Below are 17,132 nucleotides of genomic sequence, written 5' to 3' on the forward strand. Positions count from 1 at the left end.
CAGCCCCCAAGGTTTTCCACGATGAGCACAAGACTGGCCACAGGCGGCCGCCTGCTGAACAAAAGCAAACCGCTGAGCTTTACCTTCAACGGCAAGCAGATGCGCGGCTATGAGGGGGACACGCTGGCCTCGGCGCTTTTGGCCAATGATCAGGTGCTGGTCGGGCGTTCGTTCAAATACCACCGTCCGCGCGGCATCGTGACCTCCGGCCCGGAAGAGCCCAACGGTCTGGTCGGTCTCGGCCAAGAGGGGCGGTTCGAGCCCAATGCCCGCGTCACCACGACCGAGCTTTACGAAGGGCTTGCGGCGGAAAGCCAGAACCACTGGCCGAGCCTTGAGTTCGACGTGGGCGCGATCAACAAACACCTCAGCCGTTTTCTGCCCGCGGGTTTTTATTACAAGATGTTCATGCATCCGCGCCCGCTGTGGAAGCATCTCTATGAGCCGATCATCCGCCATTCTGCCGGTCTGGGCAAAGCGCCGAAGGCAGCGGATGCCGACACCTATGAACATTTCCACGCCTTCTGCGACGTGCTGGTCGTTGGTGGCGGTGTCGCGGGGCTTCAGGCCGCTTTAGCGGCGGGCCGAAGCGGCGCGCGTGTCATCGTGATGGAGCAGTCGGCCCATTGGGGCGGGCGGGCGCCGGTTGACGGTGGCACAGTCGACGGTGCGCCGGTGGCGGACTGGATCGCGCAAACCCTCGACCGGCTGCGCGGGCTGGAGAATGTGGAGCTGCGTGACCGAACCATGGGGGCAGGGGTTTACGATCACGGCTACGTGCTGGGCTATGAACGGCTGCGGGATCATGCCCCCGAGAGCGCAGGTCCGCGCCATCGGCTTTGGCGCGTGCGGGCGGCCCATGTGATCACCGCGACCGGCGCGATCGAGCGGCCGCTCAGCTTTGCGGGCAATGACGTACCGGGCGTGATGCTGGCCTCGGCCATGCGCGACTATGTGGCGAATTACGGGGTCTCACCGGGCGATCGTACCGTGGTGGTGACAAATAACGACAACGCCTATCTCACGGCGATTGCGTTGAAACAGGCGGGGCTAGAGGTGCCCGCCGTGCTGGATGCCCGCGTCTTGCCGCAAGACAGTGAATTGGTCGCTCAGGCCCGCGCGCTTGGCATTCGGGTGGTGATGGGCCATGCGGTCTCCTCGGTTCAGGGGGGCAAGCGGGTGACCGGTGTGGCCGTCTGTTCGCAGGCAGGCGAAGGGGCCGTCTTGGAAGAGATCGCCTGCGATGCGGTGGCGATGTCGGGCGGATGGTCGCCCGTGGTGCATCTGTGGTCCCATTGCGGCGGCAAGCTGACGTGGGACGGGGCGAAAGCCTGTTTCCGCCCCGATCAGGACCACCCGCCCACCGGGGCGGACGGCCATGGTTTCGTGACGCCCGCGGGGGCGGCGGCCGGGGTCTTTGCCCTCGACGACGTGTTGCATGACGCCCATGCTGCTGCCGATGGGGTGGCGACATCGCTCGGCTTCAAATTGCCGCGCGACCTGACCGCGCCAACGGCGGCCCGGCGCGAGGAAGCGCCGATGATGCCGGTCTGGCAGATGCCGCAGGGCGCCAGCGTCAAACTGCGCGAGAAGACGTTTCTCGACTACCAGAACGACGTGAAGGTCTCGGACGTGCGGCTGGCGGCGCAAGAGGGCTTTGTTTCTGTCGAACACGCCAAACGCTATACCACGCTCGGCATGGCGACGGATCAGGGGAAGCTGAGCAATATCAACGGGCTGGCCACGCTCGCCGGGGCGCTGGATGCGGAGATCCCCAGCGTCGGCACCACCACTTTCCGCCCGCCGTACCACCCAATTTCGATGGGCGCGATTGCGGGGGCGGCGCGGGGCGATACTTTCCAGCCGATCCGTCGCACCCCTCTGCATGACTGGCACGCGGCCAACGGCGCGGTCTGGGAGCCGGTCGGCCAATGGCGGCGGCCCTATGCCTATGCGCGAGACGGCGAAAGCATCCATGACGCCGTGATGCGCGAGGTGACGAACACGCGCCAGAACCTCGGCCTGCTGGATGCCTCGACCCTGGGCAAGCTGATCGTGCGCGGCCCGGATGCGGCGCGGTTCCTCGACATGATGTACACCAATATGATGTCGACGCTGAAACCCGGCAAATGCCGCTATGGGCTGATGTGCAACGAAAACGGTTTCCTGATCGACGATGGTGTGGTGGCGCGTCTGGATGAGCAGACCTTCCTCTGCCACACGACCACCGGCGGCGCGGACAGCATCCATGCCCATATGGAGGAATGGCTCCAGACCGAGTGGTGGGACTGGAAAGTGCATGTGGTCAACGCCACCGAACATTACGCGCAAGTGGCCGTGGTCGGCCCCAATGCGCGCAAATGTCTGGAGAAACTCGGCGGGATGGACCTCAGCCGCGAGGCGCTTGGCTTCATGGAGTGGACCGAGGGCACATTGGGCGGCTTCAAGGTCCGCGTCTTCCGCATCTCTTTCTCGGGTGAGCTGAGCTATGAGATCGCGGTCGAAGCCGGGCAGGGGCAGGCCTTCTGGGACGCGCTGCTGATCGCCGGGCATGATCTGGGTGTGATGCCCTATGGCACGGAATGTCTGCACATCCTGCGCGCCGAAAAGGGCTTCATCATGATCGGGGATGAGACCGACGGCACGGTGATCCCCCAAGACCTTGGCCTGAACTGGGCGATCTCGAAAAAGAAGGACGACTATCTTGGCAAACGCGCGCAAGAGCGCAGCCATATGCAGGCTCCCACCCGCTGGAAACTCGTGGGCCTTGAGACGACAGATGGCAGCACCCTGCCGGATGGGGCCTATGCGCTTGGCGAAGGGGAGAATGAGAACGGCCAGAAGGTGGTGCAGGGGCGGGTGACCTCCTCCTATCACTCGCCGACGCTGGACCGGGGCATCGCCATGGGACTGGTGCTGCACGGACCGGACCGGATGGGCGAGGTGCTGACCTTTCCCGGTACCGATGGCAAGACCTATGAGGCGCGGATCGTCGATCCGGTGTTTTATGATCCCAAGGGGGAGAAACAGAATGTCTGAACCCGTAAGCGCATTGAAGAACGCCCGCTATGACGCTGGTATCGCTATGATTTCCGAAGTGTCACCCTCGGGCATGATTGCCATTCGCGGCGACCTTGATGCGCCCTATCTGCGCAAGGTGATCAAGAAACTCACCGGGGTAGAGCGCCCCGAGCGGGGGCAGTGCCGCTTCGCCGGGGAAGCCGGGGTGGCTTGGATGTCGCCCGACGAATTGCTGCTCTTTTGCCCTCACCCGCAGGTGCCCGAGGTGCTGGCGCGGCTGAACGCGGCCTTCGAGGATACCCATACCACCGCCATGGATGTCTCTGGCGCGCGGGCGGCGTTTCATGTCGAAGGCCCGCATGCGCGAGAGGTGCTGGCCAAGCTCGCCCCCGTCGACCTCGCCCCCGATCAATTCACCCCCGGCATGTTCCGCCGCACGCGGATGGGGCAGGTGCCCGCCGCCTTCTGGCTGCGTGACGATGGCACCTTCGAAGTGATCTGCTTTCGCTCCGTCGCGCAGTATATGTTTGACCAACTTTGCGTAGCCGCCCAGCCCGGCAGCGCGGTCGGCCATTTCCGAACAACCTAAGTCGGGAGAAAAACTGACTATTTCACTCGGAACGGATGTGATTTGCAGACGTTGACCTTGACGTTGCCGCTTGATCCCCATCAAGTGGCCACAGCGAAATTTCCAAACGAGGAGGCCCAGAAATGGCTTTTGAACTTCCCGATCTCCCCTATGCCCACGACGCGCTTGCATCCAAAGGCATGTCCAAGGAAACGCTGGAATACCACCACGACAAGCACCACAACGCCTATGTGACCAACGGCAACAAGGCGATTGAGGGCACCGAGTGGGAGGGCAAGACCCTCGAAGAGATCATCAAGGGCACCTACGACCCGAACGCCGTGGCCCAGTCCGGCATCTTCAACAACATCTCCCAGCTGTGGAATCACAACCAGTTCTGGGAAATGATGAGCCCCGAAGACAACAAGATGCCCGGTGAGCTGGAAAAGGCGATCACCGAGAGCTTTGGCTCCGTCGACAAGTTCAAGGACGAGTTCAAGGCCGCAGGCGCAGGCCAGTTCGGTTCCGGCTGGGCGTGGCTGGTGAAAGACAAAGACGGCAGCCTGAAGGTCACCAAGACCGAGAACGGCGTGAACCCGCTTTGCTTTGACCAAACCGCGCTGCTCGGCTGTGACGTGTGGGAGCACTCCTACTACATCGACTTCCGCAACGCGCGCCCCGACTACCTGTCGAACTTCCTCGACAACCTTGTGAACTGGGACAACGTCGCCTCGCGCATGTAATCAAGCGGCGACGTGTTCGCGCAAGGATTGCTTTTGAAGCGTTCGTCACACTCCCAGTCACCGACGCCTGCGGCTGCGTCGCAGGCTGGGTGAACTGGGACAACCTCGCCTCGCGCCTGTAATCAAGCGGCGACGTGTTCGCGCAAGGATTGCTTTTGAAGCGTTCGTCGCACTCCCAGTCACCGACGCCCGCGGCTGCGCCGCAGGCTGGGTGAACTGGGAGAACGTCGCCTCGCGCCTGTGAGGGTGCGGGCAGCCCGCACAAGACAGAAACCCCGCAGCCTGCTGCGGGGTTTTTTCCGTTGGAACCCAAGACCCTTCGCAAAGGTTTTTCTCCTGAGACTTCACGTCAAAAAAGGAGGACAACATGGCCGAGCGGAAGCGATCTAACGACGGCGAGAAGGAGACGGAAAAGTTCCTCTCTGACACCGACACACCCGATCAGGGCGGCCGCGCCGGGGGCGATCTGCAAAAGGACGTTGGCACCCAAGACGCCATGCGCCGCGCCGAGAAGGGCGAAGATGGCGTGACCCGCGTCACCGGCGAAGAGAAACGCAACCACGGAGAGCCTTCATGACCAAACTCAGCCAAGACACATGGGTGCTGATCGCGGATGGCGAAAAGGCCCTTTTCCTGCAAAACCACACGGACGGCGAAGACCCCTATCTTCAGGTCGTGCGCAAGGAAGAGCAGGAGAACCCACCGGCGCGGGAGCAAGCCGCCAACCGCCCCGGGCGGATGAGCGATGGTCCAAGCGGGCACCGCTCCGCCTTTGACGACACAGACTGGCACGAGCTGGAAAAAGAGCGTTTTGCCAAGGACTTGTCAGACATCCTATACAAGCTGGCTCACAAAGGCCGCTTTGATCGGCTCGTTTTGGTGGCCCCTCCGGCAGTGTTGGGCGACCTGCGCGATGACCTCCACAAAGAGGTGCAGAGCAAGGTGATAGGGGAAATCCCCAAAACCCTGACCAACCACCCCATCGACGAGATCGAAAAGATTGTGGCCGGGGAACTGGCCCAAGCCTGACTTTCCCCTTGGCGCGGGAATTAATTGCCTTCACAAGAAAGCAGTCTACCGCGCCAAGGATATTCCATGACCGACACCACCAAGGGTTTCGCCGCCGTGATTGCGGCCTGCTGCATATGGGGGCTGTCGTCTATCTTCTACAAATTGCTGTCGCATGTGCCCGCCGCCGAGGTGCTGGCCCATCGCACCCTCTGGTCGCTGGTGTTCTTCGTGATCGTGTTGGCGGCGCAGCGCCGCCTGCGCGCCATCCTCGACGCGATGGCAGGACCGCGCGCCTTCTGCCTGCTCGCTTTCGCAGCAGTGATGATCGCGACGAACTGGTATCTTTTCATCTGGGCGGTTCAGAGTGGGCAGGCAACGGAGGCGGCCTTGGGCTATTACATCTTTCCGCTGGTCTCCGTGCTACTGGGCCGCTTGGTCTATGCCGAACGACTGAGCCCCGTGCAGCTTTGCGCGGTGGGGTTGGTGACGGTCGCGGTCTCGCTGCTCACCTATGGCTTGGGCACTGCGCCTTGGCTGGCGATGGCGCTGGCGGCGTCTTTTGGCCTTTACGGGCTGGCGAAGAAGCGGCTGGCGGTGGGGCCGGTCGTCTCCGTCACCGCTGAGGTGCTGCTGTTGTCGCCCCTTGCGGTGCTCGTGCTGTGGCAAACGGGTGACAATGGGGCGGGGGCCTTCGGGGCCTCCCCTCGCGATACGGTGCTGCTGATCCTCGCCGGACCGATCACCGCAACGCCGCTGATCCTGTTCAGCTATGCGGCGCGGCGGCTGTCGATGGCGACGGCCGGATTGCTAAGCTACATCAACCCGACCTTGCAGTTCTTCTGCGCCGTGGTCCTGTTTCGCGAGCCCTTCACGGGCTGGCATGTGCAGGCTTTCGTGCTGATCTGGTGCGCGCTGGCGGTCTATTCCGTCAGCACCTTCCGTCAGGACAAGGCGCGGCGCAGGGCGCTGAGGGCGGCATCGGCATCAGGCACCACGGTGACGTAATCCAGCAGCGTCGCATCGGCAAAGCCATGCGCCACCACATGGTTCATCAGTGACATGAAGGGATCCCAGTATCCGTTTGTGTTCACAAGGAAAATAGGCTTTTCATGCAGGCCCAGCTGGCGCCAGGTCAGAACCTCGAAAAGCTCATCCAACGACCCCGCGCCGCCGGGCAGAACCGCCACGGCATCGCAGTTCATGAACATCACCTTTTTGCGCTCATGCATCGTTTCGGTCACGATGTAGCGGGTCAGGTCGGTCTTGCCGACTTCCCATGCGACAAGATGCGCGGGGATCACGCCGAAGGTATCGCCGCCCGCCGTTTGGGCGGCGCGGGCGACGCTGCCCATCAGCCCGACATCCCCCGCGCCATAGACCAGCCGCAGCCCGGCCTCGGCCAGACCGCGGCCCAATGTTTCGGCGTCTTGGGTGAAGGCTTCGTCGTCGCCGGGGCGGGAGCCGCAATAGACACAGACAGAATGTTGCATGGTAAAGCGTCCTGATGATTAGGAAAATTCGGCGCGGATCGTCTGCGCTTTTGACCCCTGTTAGCCTGCTTGCTAAAAAGGCTCAACCACAGGGGAAGTTGAGAATGTTCAAGGGATTTGGCCGGCTTGGCGGCATGGGGGCGATGGCGGCGGGCGCCTTTGCGGCGGCGGTGCTGGCGCTTGGCGCTTGGATCGGCAGCAAGCGCGGCGCGCCGGATGAGGCAGCCTCTGAGACGGTGGCCGTGCTTCCCGAACGCGATGCCACCCCTGAGAATGCCACGCTGGTGCCAGATGCGGTGAAGGGCGTCTCCGTCGGCCCTGAGGGAGAGGCGGCGACAGAGCCTGAGGCGGCACCGCAGGCCCCTGCTTTTGACGAAGTGCGCCGCGAAAGCGACGGCATGACGGTGATCGCAGGCCGCGCGGCCCCCGGCAGCACCGTCGCCGTGTTGAAAGATGGCGAGGAGGTGGCCCGCGCCACCGCCGATGGGGCCGGAAAATTCGCGACCCTCGCCATGATCCCGCCCGATGGCAAGGGTCATGTGCTGACGCTTTTGGGGCAGGACGGCGCGGCGGAGCTTGCGTCGGAAGAGGAGATCATCCTCACCCCGACCGCAGCGCCGGTGCAGTTGGCGGAGGCGGATATCGCGCCGGAGGAAAGCCCGGTTGCGTCGGTTGAGGAGGGGGCCACACAGCCAGTCGCGGCGGCGGCGCCTGAAACCTCTGAGGCCACCACGGAAGAGCCGACGCCGACACCAGCAAACGACGCTGAAGCGGCAGCAACGGGTCCAGAGCCAGCCGCTGCGCAGCCGGAGCAGGCGACCCCTCTGGCAGGAACGGCCACAGCCGAGACGGAGCGCGCGGCGACCGACAGTGCGGACCGAGAACAGTCAACGCAAGCCGAGGCTGACAGGGACGAAGGCATCGCATCGACAGAGCAAGACCCAGCTATCGCCGCAGAGGAGGTTGCCTCCGCCCCCGCTCAGGCCACGCCGCTTTCGGATACCGGGACCGCCGATGTGGAGAGCGCAACGTCGGAGCAACCCTCCCAAGCGACGCCAATGGCCGGAACGGGCACCGCGGAGGACGAGAACGCGGCGGCCTTGGATCAAACCGCTGCCGCCGGTCAGCGCGCGGATCGCAACACCGCGTCGTCCCAAGCCACGCCAATGGCCGGAACGGGCAGCGCGGAAGACATGAGTGCCGCGACGGTGGAGCAAGACGGGGTCACCGAGCTGGGGGAAGACACCAGCACAACACCGGCCCAAACCACACCGATGGCGGGAACGGGTACGGCTGAAGAGGTGAACGCCGCGCCGTCGGAACAAGACGGGGCCGCCGAGCAGGGGGCAGAGATCAGCGCCACGCCGTCTCAAGCGACGCCGTTGGCGAAAACCGGCACCGATGGGGGCGACACTGCCGCGCCAAATGCGGACGGTGAGGCGCCATCTCAAGCCACCCCTCTGGCGGAGACAGGCACCGCCGAGAGCGATCCCACCCCCGCACAAACACCGCCCGCCGCCGTGACCGAGGCTCCGAACCTCGCGGGCCGCAGCTCATCGCCGCCTGAGACCACCACCCCCGCGCTTGCGGAGGTGCCCGACACCGAAGCCGCCCCGACAATGCCGCCCGCGCCCGCTCCGGTGTTGAAATCCACCGCCGAAGGGGTCGAACGGCTCGACACCGCGCCGCCGCAGGTGATGACCAATGTGGCGCTCGACACCATCGGCTACTCCGATCAGGGCGATGTGCAACTGGCGGGCCGGGCCCAGCCGGACACCCGCGAGGTGCGGGTCTATCTGAACAACAACGCCGTGATCAGCCTGCCGGTCGATCAAGAGGGCCGATGGCGGGGCGATCTGCCCAATATCGACGAGGGCGTCTATACCCTGCGCGTGGATGAGCTTTCCCGCGGCGGCGATGTGACCAGCCGGGTAGAAACCCCCTTCAAGCGCGAATCCCCCGAGGTGCTGGCCGCCGCCACCGAGGGGCTGACCGGACCGCTCAGTGCGGTGACAGTGCAAAAAGGCGATACGCTCTGGGCGATCTCGCGCACGCGTTATGGCGATCCTCTGCTCTATGTGAAGGTTTTCGAGGCCAATAGCGCCAATATCCGCGACCCCGATCTGATCTACCCCGGACAGGTCTTCGACCTGCCCGAAGACCCAGCATCGGAGTGATTTGAACGGCCAAAAGCGGGGCGGCATTCGCCGTGCGCAGAGCGGCTGTGCGCCGCCCGGTACTGGCAACCCACGGCCATGGGGCCTATGTAGCCTGTAATCACTTCAGGAATTCCCATGCCAGCCGATACAGACCAATCGAGTGCCGCGCGGCGGCGCGACCGCAAGACGCCCAAGCCCGAACGCATCCCCACAGAGGCCGAGATGATCGACGCCGCCGAGCGGCAGTCGGGCTTTCTCGTGCTGCGCAAAGTCGCGCCCTACCTCTGGCCCAAGGATATGCCATGGGTGAAACGCCGGGTGGTTCTGGCCATGCTGGCGCTGCTGGTGTCGAAGCTGATCATCGTCGCCACGCCGTTCTTCTACCGCGACGCGGTGGATGCGCTGGCGGGCGAGGGGGCGCCGATGCTGGCGCTTGGCGCGATTGGTCTGACCGTGGCTTACGGCATGGCGCGGCTGATGGGGGTGGGCTTTCAACAGGTGCGCGACGCGGTCTTCGCCCGCGTCGGGCAGCGCGCCCTGCGGATGCTGGCGCTTGAGACCTTCCAGCACATTCACAAACTGTCGATGCGCTATCACATCACCCGCAAGACCGGGGGCCTTAGCCGGATCATCGAGCGGGGGGTCAAGGGCGTCGACTTTCTGCTGCGCTTCCTGCTCTTCTCGATCGGGCCGCTGATCCTTGAGCTGATCCTCGTGGGCGTGATCCTCGCCGTGCTCTTCGACATTTGGTATCTGGCGGTCGTGGCGGTGACCATCGCGCTCTATGTCTGGTTCACCTTTGCCGTCACCGAATGGCGCGTGCGCCTGCGGCGGCAGATGAACGACAGCGACACCGACGCGAACCAAAAGGCGATCGACAGCCTGCTGAACTATGAAACGGTGAAATACTTCGGCGCAGAGGGGCGCGAGGCGGCGCGTTATGACGCCGCGATGGCCGATTATGAGAACGCGGCGATCAAGACGAACTATTCGCTCGCCTTCCTGAACTTCGGCCAAGCCTTGATCATCACCGCGGGTCTCGTGGGGGTCATGGTCATGGCGGCAATGGGCGTGCAAAGCGGCGAGCTGAGCGTCGGCGACTTCGTCATGGTAAACTCCTACATGATCCAACTGACCGTGCCGCTGAACTTTCTTGGCACCGTTTACCGTGAGATTCGTCAAGCGCTGGTGGACATGGGCCAGATGTTCGGCCTGCTCGAACAACCGGCTGAGATTGACGACAAGCCAAACGCACCGGATCTCAAGGTGACGGGCGGCCATGTGACGCTGGAGAACGTGCGTTTCGCCTATGACACCGACCGCGAAATCCTCAAAGGCATCTCGCTTGAGGCCCGCCCCGGAGAGACGGTGGCGATCGTCGGCTCGACCGGCTCGGGCAAATCCACCATCGGGCGGCTGTTGTTCCGCTTCTATGATGTCGCGGGCGGGGCGCTGAAAATCGACGGGCAAGACCTGCGCGACGTGACCCAGCATTCGCTGCATATGGCCATCGGCGTGGTGCCACAGGACACGGTGCTGTTTAACGACACCATTGGCTACAACATCGCCTATGGCCGCGATGGGGCCACCCAGGCAGAGGTCGAAGACGCCGCCCGCGCAGCACAGATCCACGATTTCATCATGGCGCTGCCGCAGGGCTATGAGACTACTGTCGGCGAGCGGGGGCTGAAGCTTTCAGGCGGCGAGAAACAGCGCGTCGGCATCGCGCGGACCCTGCTGAAAGACCCGCCGATCCTGCTGTTGGATGAGGCGACAAGCGCGCTCGACAGCGAAACGGAGCATGAGATCCAAGACGCCCTGCGCCGCGCGGGCCAAGGGCGCACGGTGCTGACCATCGCCCACCGCCTTTCCACCATCGCCGAGGCCGACCGCATCGTCGTTTTGGAAAAGGGCGAGATCATCGAACAGGGCAGCCATGAGATGCTGCTCGCCCAAGGGGGGCGCTATGCCCAGCTTTGGCAGCGCCAGCAGGCGGAAGAAGAGTAGACGGAGAAGCTGGCCCCGCCTTCTGTTTCGGCAGGCTGGCGGGGCATTGCCGCCGATGGTGCAAACGGTGCTGATCTGCTCTTGCGTTGTGCCAGGCGGCACACGATATCTACCGCCATGACCGATCTCTCCCCTCCCTCGCCCCAGTCGCTGCGCGCCCGCGCGGCGCGACTGGCTGACCGCGCATCGTTTCAGAACTTCATTCTGGGCGTGATTCTGTTCAACGCCGTGATCCTGGGGCTGGAAACCTCGGATGAGGTGATGGCGCAGGCGGGGCCGCTGATCCTGCTGCTCGACAAGATCTGCCTTGGCATCTTTGTCATTGAGATCGCGATAAAACTCTACGGTCGGGGGATGGAATTCTTCAAACGCGGCTGGAGCATCTTTGACTTCGTCATCGTCGCCATCTCGCTGATTCCGGCGACCCAAGGGCTCAGCGTGCTGCGCGCCCTGCGTATCCTGCGCCTGCTGCGCGTGGTCTCCGTCGCCCCCTCGCTGCGCCGCGTGGTCGAGGGGCTGGTCAACGCGCTTCCCGGTATGGGCTCGGTCTTCTTGCTGATGGGGGTGATATTTTACATCGCCTCCGTCATGGCCACCAAACTCTTTGGCGCGGATTTCCCGCAATGGTTCGGCACGCTTGGCCGTTCGGGCTATTCGCTGTTCCAGATCATGACGCTCGAGTCGTGGTCCATGGGCATCGTGCGCCCGGTGATGGAGGTCTATCCCTATGCGTGGATGTTCTTCGTGCCCTTCATCATGGTCACCACCTTCGCGGTGGTGAACCTTTTGGTCGGTCTGATCGTGAACTCGATGCAAGACGCGCATCATGAGGAAAGCAACGAGCAGACCAACACCTACCGCGATGAGGTCATGTCGCGGCTGACCGATCTGGAAAACCTGATCAAGGCGCAGAACACCCCGCCCAAACCCTAGAAGGCCGGGCGAGGAGGGGGCGTTACTCCTCCCCGATCGCCTTGGCGGTGAGATTGTCCAGCGCTTCGGTCATCTTGGTGAGATATTCCGCTTCTTCGGGCAGGCCGTGGGCGGTGACCAGCGTTTCAGGCGCGGCATAGGTCACATGCACCGCACCCTCGCCATCGGCGTAGACCAGCACCCGCATCGGCAGGTCCAGCCCGGCGGTCTGGGCATCCTGCATCGCGGGGGTGCCGAGCTTTGGGTTGCCAAAGATCAAAAGCTGCGTCGGGCGCAATTCCATCTCGGCCTTTTCGGCCCCGGCGGCGTGATCGACCCGGGCAAAGACCTCGGCCCCCGCTGCCTCAACCGCGCTTTCCAGCCGGTCCATCGTCGTGGGCACGTCATGGGGTGAGACTTTGGCCACCAAATCCTGCGCCAAAGCGGGCATGGCCGCCATCACGACACCTGCCGCCAGTGCAATCGCTTTCATCATCCGTCTCCTTTCGCTGCATTCTGTTCCTGACCTAGCGTGACGCGCCCCCGGGCCAAGCACTCGGCGAAAAGGCGCTGCGGTTCGCTGGGTCTTGGCTTGGCTGGCCACGCGCGGTAAGAGGGGCAAAATCAGGCCGGGGGCAGGGCGCGATGAGCGATACCGACAGTTTTATTGACGAAGTGAACGAAGAGGTCCGCCGCGACCGGCTATACGGCTACCTGCGCCGCTATGGTTGGATCGCCGTGCTGGCCGTGGTGGCCATCGTCGGCGGGGCGGCATGGAACGAATACAGCAAAGCACAGGAGCGGGCCGAGGCCGAAGCTCTGGGGGATGCGATGCTTGCCGCGCTCGAAGCGGATGCCAGCAACGACCGCGCCGAAGCGCTCGCCCCGATCGAGGCTGATGGCCCCGGTGCCCGCGCCGTGCTGAACTTCATGCGTGCCGACGCGCTGGCCGAAGCGGGTGAGACGGATGCCGCCGTGGAGCAGCTTGATGCCGTGGCGCTCGACGGTGACCTCGCGCCGATCTACCGGGCATTGGCGCAGTTCAAGATCGTGACCCTTCAGGGCCAATCGGTGCCCGTGGCCGAGCGGCGTCAGGCGCTCGAAGCGCTGGCTCAGCCCGGTGCCCCGCTGCGCCTGTTGGCAGAAGAGCAACTGGCCCTGATCGACATCCAAGAGGGTGAGACCGACAAGGCCGTGGCGCGTTACCAAGCCATTCTTTCCGATGCGGAAACCACCCCGGACTTGCAACAACGCGCCCTTCAGGTGATTGTGGCCTTGGGTGAAGAACCGGGTGATGAGGGCGCCGCCGCAGAGGCCGCGCTGGAGATCCCCGAAGCAACGGGTGACTGACACATATCCATCTGCCAAAAACGGCGGGGGCGTGAAGGTTGAGGAAAGACAGAAAGTGAGCAGGTCCATGACGAAGCATCGCGAAACCGAACCCGGGCAAGCGGGTCTGCGGGGTCTGGGCGTGGCGGGGGCCATCGGTGCCGCGCTGCTGCTCGCGGCCTGCGCGGATGAGCAGACCTATCTGCCCGGCAAACGCGAAGACGTGCGCGCGGTGCTGCAAAACCCCGGCGTGCAAGACCCTGCCTTTGACGCCGCCACCGGCCCCGTACCCGCGAACACCAGCCGCGCCATCGCTCTGGGCGGCACGGTGAACAACGCCAATTGGACCCATAGCATCGGCACCGCCGCGACCCGCATCAGCCATCCCGCGCTGCGCACGGCTTTGCAGCCGGTGTGGAGCGCCAAGATCGGCGCGGGCGACAGCCGCAAACAACGTATTACCGCCGATCCGGTGGTGGCGAGCGGGCGTGTCTTCACGCTCGATGCCGGGGCGCAGGTCACCGCGACCTCGACCTCGGGCCAAACGCTCTGGACCCGTGACCTCACCCCCGCGTCCGACCGCGAAGGCCAAGCCACCGGTGGCGGCCTCGCCGTGGATGGGGAAACGCTCTATGTCTCGGTGGGCTTTGGGGTTCTGGCCGCGCTTGACGTGACGACCGGCGGCCTGCGCTGGACCCAAGACCTTGACGCCACCGGTTCGGGCACACCGACCGTCTCGGGCGATCTGGTCTATCTCACGGCGGGCGACGATACCGGCTGGGCGCTCGACAAAACCAATGGCCGCATCCAGTGGCAGACCGGCGCTGTCACCAGCCTCAGCAACGTGCTGGGCGCGCCTGCGCCCGCCGTCACCAGCGATCTGGCGATCTTCGCCTTCGGCTCGGGCGAGGTCCAGGGGCTGTTCCGCCAAGGCGGGCTTGAGCGGTGGTCGACCTCCGTTCTGGGCAAACGTCCGGGCCGCGCGCTGAGCTTTGTGGGTGATGTGACAAGCGCGCCTGTGGTCTCGAACGGGACCGTCTATGTGGGCAATCACTCGGGCCGACTGGCGGCACTCGACGTCAACAGCGGCGACCGTAAGTGGGTCGCGCGCGACGGGGCCATTGGCCCGGTCTGGCCTGCAGGCGATTCTGTCTTTGCGGTCACGGATCTGAACGAACTGGTCCGGCTCGACGCCAGCACAGGCCGCCGCATCTGGGGCACGCCGCTGCCGAATTTCGTCAAGGACAAGCCCAAGAAGCAATCTGAAGTGGTGGCCCATTATGGCCCGATCATCGCCGGGGGGCGCGTGATCGTGGCCTCCAACGACGGGGTGCTGCGTAGCTTTGACCCTGTGAGCGGAGGGCTGACCGGCACGACCCAAATCCCCGGCGGGGCAACCACCGCCCCGGTCGTGGCGGGCGGCACGCTTTATGTCGTCTCCACCAAGGGGCAATTGCACGCTTTCCGTTAGGCCGCAAATAGGCTAAGGCGCGTGTCTGAACTGGCCCAACCGGGGCCCGGAGCCTGAATTATGTCCTTTACCCTTGCCATCGTGGGCCGTCCCAATGTCGGGAAATCCACGCTGTTCAACCGCCTTGTCGGCAAACGCCTCGCGCTGGTCGATGACCAGCCCGGCGTGACCCGCGACCTGCGCGAAGGCGCGGCCAAACTGGCCGACCTGCGCTTTACCGTGATCGACACCGCGGGGCTGGAAGAGGTCACCGATGACAGCCTGCAAGGCCGGATGCGCCGCCTGACCGAACGCGCGGTGGACATGGCCGATGTCTGTCTCTTCATGATCGACGCCCGCGTCGGCGTGACCCCCTCCGACATGGTCTTTGCCGAGATCCTGCGCAAGAAATCCGCCCATGTGATTCTGGCAGGCAACAAGGGCGAGGGCAAAGCCGCCGACGCCGGGATGATCGAGGCCTATTCGCTGGGTCTGGGCGAGCCCATTCGCATGTCCGCCGAACATGGCGAGGGGCTGACCGATCTTTACACCGCGCTGATGCCGCTGGCCGATGAATATGCCGAACGTGCCACCCAAGACGCGCCCGAGACGGATGTGGATCTGCCCGAGGATGACGCCGATCTCGAAGCCGAATCCCTGCCGATGCCGACCCGCGCCAAGCCGCTGCAGGTCGCCGTGGTGGGCCGCCCCAACGCGGGCAAGTCGACGCTGATCAACCAAATTTTGGGCGAGGACCGTCTGCTGACCGGGCCAGAGGCCGGGATCACCCGTGATGCGATCTCTCTGACCACCGAATGGGCCGGGCCGAATGGTGAGCCGGTGCCGATGCGCATTTTCGACACCGCCGGGATGCGCAAGAAGGCCAAGGTTCAGGAAAAGCTAGAGAAACTCAGTGTCAGCGACGGTCTGCGCGCGGTGAAGTTCGCCGAGGTCGTAGTGCTTTTGCTCGACGCCGAAATCCCCTTCGAGCAGCAAGACCTGCGCATCGCCGATCTGGCCGAGCGTGAGGGCCGTGCCGTGGTCGTCGCCGTCAACAAGTGGGACATCGAAGAGAACCGGCAGGAGAAACTGCGCGATCTCAAGGAAAGCTTCGAGCGGCTCTTGCCGCAATTGCGCGGTGCGCCGTTGATCACCGTGTCGGCCAAGACGGGCCGCGGCCTCGACCGGCTGCAGGCCGCGATCATGCGCGCCTATGAGGTCTGGAACCGCCGGGTCACCACCGCGCAGCTCAACCGCTGGCTCTCGGGCATGATGGAGGCGCATCCGCCCCCCGCGCCTCAGGGCAAGCGCATCAAGCTGCGCTACATGACCCAAGCCAAGACCCGTCCGCCGGGGTTCGTGGTGATGTGCAGCCACCCCGACAAGGTGCCGGACAGCTACACGCGCTATCTGGTCAACGGGTTGCGGTTGGATTTCGACATGCCCGGCACGCCGATCCGGCTGTGGATGCGCGGCCAGTCCGACGCCAACCCCTATAAGAACCGCAAGAAAGCGGCGCCGTCGAAGCTGCGCAAGCACACTGACGGTCGCCGCAAGGACTGAGCGCGGTCAGCCGCGCCGAAACGCCCTGAGGGTGGGCAGCGCCACGACGATGCTGCCCCCAAGCGCCAGATAGGCCACCAAGGGCGTCTCGCCCCAATTGGCTACCACCACGCCCACCAGCCCCCAGATCACCGCGATGCCATAGGTCGGTGTCCGCCCCAGAGCGGTCTGCACGATGGCGCCGATCACGATCGCCAAACCGACAAAAACAACCGCCGCCGTCTGCTTTTCCAAATAGCCGTATCCCGCCGCCAGCAGCGCCAGCGACACGCAGGAAGCGGCAGATAGCCAGCCCGCGTAGAGCCCCACCGGGGCGGCGGCCCAAAGCGGGTCTTCGACCGGGGCGAGGAACAGGGCGACGAGGGCGGTGACCAGCATGATCCAGATCAGTATCGCGGCCCAGACCGGGCTCATGGTGGCCACGGCGAGCCATGTGGTCCCCACGGCGAGCGACAGGCAGAGCGGCACGCGCATATCGTGCCACTGCCCGTCCCGCGGCGCGCGCAGCAGGCCATAGCCAAGCCCCGCGATCAGCCACAGGTAAATCACCCCCCAGATGGAAAAGGCATAGCCCGCCGGCTGCGCGGGCGGGTTGTCCTGCGGAATGGGGAATTGGTTCGGATCAAAGCCCGAGAAGCTGGGCACTAAAAAGGGCGAGATCGCGAAGGCGATGCTGAGCAGCAGGGCAAGCGCGGCGATCAGGGTACGGGAGGATCTGGGCAAGGGCGGCCTCGCGGGATTAGCTGTTGCGGTACAGCTAATCCTAGAGCGCCCGCGCGCCACGGCAACCAAGGGCCAGCGCCTGTGCGTGGGGTGGCGATTGAGCCGCTGATCCATGCCACGTTATAGACCAGCTCGCGTGCCACTTCTCCGAGTTGC

Annotated in this window: 15 protein-coding genes; 12 read left to right on the forward strand and 3 right to left on the reverse strand. The window is 64.4% G+C overall.

The genetic code is table 11. The annotated features are described in order from the left end of the window. Positions 1-21: 21 nt before the first annotated feature. The 6 genes from ACGYK7_RS07440 to rarD all read left to right on the forward strand — a co-directional run bounded on the left by ACGYK7_RS07440 (position 22) and on the right by rarD (position 6,348). Complete coding sequence (locus ACGYK7_RS07440; protein WP_394400496.1) at positions 22-3,039, forward strand: sarcosine oxidase subunit alpha family protein; 3,018 nt, start codon at positions 22-24, stop codon at positions 3,037-3,039. Beyond that, positions 3,032-3,610 (forward strand): sarcosine oxidase subunit gamma, encoded by a 579-nt coding sequence (locus ACGYK7_RS07445; protein ID WP_394400499.1) that lies wholly within the window; start codon positions 3,032-3,034, stop codon positions 3,608-3,610. The genes ACGYK7_RS07440 and ACGYK7_RS07445 overlap by 8 nt, the downstream gene beginning before the upstream one ends. Before the next feature lie 122 nt (positions 3,611-3,732). Next, on the forward strand, positions 3,733-4,332 hold the full coding sequence (locus tag ACGYK7_RS07450; RefSeq protein ID WP_271689654.1) for a superoxide dismutase: 600 nt from the start codon (positions 3,733-3,735) through the stop codon (positions 4,330-4,332). A gap of 367 nt (positions 4,333-4,699) precedes the next feature. Further along, a complete protein-coding gene (locus ACGYK7_RS07455; protein ID WP_394400502.1) occupies positions 4,700-4,909 on the forward strand; it encodes a hypothetical protein in 210 nt (69 codons plus the stop codon). Continuing rightward, positions 4,906-5,361, forward strand: coding sequence for a host attachment family protein (locus ACGYK7_RS07460; RefSeq protein WP_394400505.1), 456 nt, complete (start codon positions 4,906-4,908; stop codon positions 5,359-5,361). Before ACGYK7_RS07455 ends, ACGYK7_RS07460 begins: the two co-directional genes overlap by 4 nt. 66 nt (positions 5,362-5,427) lie before the next feature. Beyond that, positions 5,428-6,348, forward strand: a complete 921-nt coding sequence (gene rarD / locus ACGYK7_RS07465; RefSeq protein ID WP_394400507.1) for an EamA family transporter RarD — start codon at positions 5,428-5,430, stop codon at positions 6,346-6,348. Here the strand turns inward: rarD and ACGYK7_RS07470 are convergent. Then, positions 6,285-6,833: a TIGR00730 family Rossman fold protein gene (locus ACGYK7_RS07470; RefSeq protein WP_067266428.1), complete on the reverse strand. Its 549-nt coding sequence runs from the start codon at positions 6,831-6,833 to the stop codon at positions 6,285-6,287. The genes rarD and ACGYK7_RS07470 overlap by 64 nt on opposite strands. A gap of 104 nt (positions 6,834-6,937) precedes the next feature. Here ACGYK7_RS07470 and ACGYK7_RS07475 point away from each other — a divergent pair, with 104 nt between their 5' ends. The 3 genes from ACGYK7_RS07475 (at position 6,938) to ACGYK7_RS07485 (ending at position 11,932) form a co-directional block, all read left to right on the forward strand. Next, the gene (locus ACGYK7_RS07475) at positions 6,938-9,010 is read left to right on the forward strand and encodes a LysM peptidoglycan-binding domain-containing protein (protein ID WP_394400509.1); all 2,073 of its coding nucleotides are present in this window, start codon (positions 6,938-6,940) and stop codon (positions 9,008-9,010) included. 117 nt (positions 9,011-9,127) lie between these two features. After that, complete coding sequence (locus tag ACGYK7_RS07480) at positions 9,128-10,999, forward strand: ABCB family ABC transporter ATP-binding protein/permease (protein WP_394400512.1); 1,872 nt, start codon at positions 9,128-9,130, stop codon at positions 10,997-10,999. Between the two features lie 117 nt (positions 11,000-11,116). Next, the gene (locus ACGYK7_RS07485) at positions 11,117-11,932 is read left to right on the forward strand and encodes an ion transporter (protein WP_394400515.1); all 816 of its coding nucleotides are present in this window, start codon (positions 11,117-11,119) and stop codon (positions 11,930-11,932) included. A gap of 22 nt (positions 11,933-11,954) precedes the next feature. Here ACGYK7_RS07485 and ACGYK7_RS07490 read toward each other — a convergent pair whose 3' ends face one another. Beyond that, positions 11,955-12,404, reverse strand: a complete 450-nt coding sequence (locus tag ACGYK7_RS07490) for a DUF302 domain-containing protein (protein ID WP_394400517.1) — start codon at positions 12,402-12,404, stop codon at positions 11,955-11,957. A 152-nt stretch (positions 12,405-12,556) separates the two neighbouring features. Between ACGYK7_RS07490 and ACGYK7_RS07495 the strand changes: the two genes are divergently transcribed. The 3 genes from ACGYK7_RS07495 to der all read left to right on the forward strand — a co-directional run bounded on the left by ACGYK7_RS07495 (position 12,557) and on the right by der (position 16,253). Beyond that, the gene (locus ACGYK7_RS07495) at positions 12,557-13,261 is read left to right on the forward strand and encodes a tetratricopeptide repeat protein (protein WP_394400520.1); all 705 of its coding nucleotides are present in this window, start codon (positions 12,557-12,559) and stop codon (positions 13,259-13,261) included. 67 nt (positions 13,262-13,328) lie between these two features. Then, positions 13,329-14,711, forward strand: coding sequence for a PQQ-binding-like beta-propeller repeat protein (locus ACGYK7_RS07500; protein WP_394400523.1), 1,383 nt, complete (start codon positions 13,329-13,331; stop codon positions 14,709-14,711). A 60-nt stretch (positions 14,712-14,771) separates the two neighbouring features. Continuing rightward, entirely contained in the window at positions 14,772-16,253 is a 1,482-nt protein-coding gene (gene der, locus ACGYK7_RS07505) for a ribosome biogenesis GTPase Der (protein ID WP_394400526.1), read from the forward strand. Positions 16,254-16,259: 6 nt separating this feature from the next. On the opposite strand, the gene ACGYK7_RS07510 is transcribed toward der, so the two are convergent. Beyond that, positions 16,260-16,976: a hypothetical protein gene (locus ACGYK7_RS07510; protein WP_394400529.1), complete on the reverse strand. Its 717-nt coding sequence runs from the start codon at positions 16,974-16,976 to the stop codon at positions 16,260-16,262. Positions 16,977-17,132 lie beyond the last annotated feature (156 nt).

The sequence above is a fragment of the Sulfitobacter sp. 1A15299 genome (genome assembly GCF_043556915.1).
Taxonomy (GTDB): domain Bacteria; phylum Pseudomonadota; class Alphaproteobacteria; order Rhodobacterales; family Rhodobacteraceae; genus Sulfitobacter.

What these genes read in the sequence shown, in the direction of transcription:
- ACGYK7_RS07490 (WP_394400517.1), bottom strand. Translation starts at nt 12,404, where the DNA reads ATGAAAGCGATTGCACTGGCGGCAGGTGTCGTGATGGCGGCCATGCCC.
- ACGYK7_RS07500 (WP_394400523.1), top strand. Translation starts at nt 13,329, where the DNA reads ATGACGAAGCATCGCGAAACCGAACCCGGGCAAGCGGGTCTGCGGGGT.
- ACGYK7_RS07480 (WP_394400512.1), top strand. Translation starts at nt 9,128, where the DNA reads ATGCCAGCCGATACAGACCAATCGAGTGCCGCGCGGCGGCGCGACCGC.
- ACGYK7_RS07445 (WP_394400499.1), top strand. Translation starts at nt 3,032, where the DNA reads ATGTCTGAACCCGTAAGCGCATTGAAGAACGCCCGCTATGACGCTGGT.
- rarD (WP_394400507.1), top strand. Translation starts at nt 5,428, where the DNA reads ATGACCGACACCACCAAGGGTTTCGCCGCCGTGATTGCGGCCTGCTGC.
- der (WP_394400526.1), top strand. Translation starts at nt 14,772, where the DNA reads ATGTCCTTTACCCTTGCCATCGTGGGCCGTCCCAATGTCGGGAAATCC.
- ACGYK7_RS07495 (WP_394400520.1), top strand. Translation starts at nt 12,557, where the DNA reads ATGAGCGATACCGACAGTTTTATTGACGAAGTGAACGAAGAGGTCCGC.
- ACGYK7_RS07485 (WP_394400515.1), top strand. Translation starts at nt 11,117, where the DNA reads ATGACCGATCTCTCCCCTCCCTCGCCCCAGTCGCTGCGCGCCCGCGCG.
- ACGYK7_RS07470 (WP_067266428.1), bottom strand. Translation starts at nt 6,833, where the DNA reads ATGCAACATTCTGTCTGTGTCTATTGCGGCTCCCGCCCCGGCGACGAC.
- ACGYK7_RS07450 (WP_271689654.1), top strand. Translation starts at nt 3,733, where the DNA reads ATGGCTTTTGAACTTCCCGATCTCCCCTATGCCCACGACGCGCTTGCA.
- ACGYK7_RS07440 (WP_394400496.1), top strand. Translation starts at nt 22, where the DNA reads ATGAGCACAAGACTGGCCACAGGCGGCCGCCTGCTGAACAAAAGCAAA.
- ACGYK7_RS07455 (WP_394400502.1), top strand. Translation starts at nt 4,700, where the DNA reads ATGGCCGAGCGGAAGCGATCTAACGACGGCGAGAAGGAGACGGAAAAG.
- ACGYK7_RS07460 (WP_394400505.1), top strand. Translation starts at nt 4,906, where the DNA reads ATGACCAAACTCAGCCAAGACACATGGGTGCTGATCGCGGATGGCGAA.
- ACGYK7_RS07475 (WP_394400509.1), top strand. Translation starts at nt 6,938, where the DNA reads ATGTTCAAGGGATTTGGCCGGCTTGGCGGCATGGGGGCGATGGCGGCG.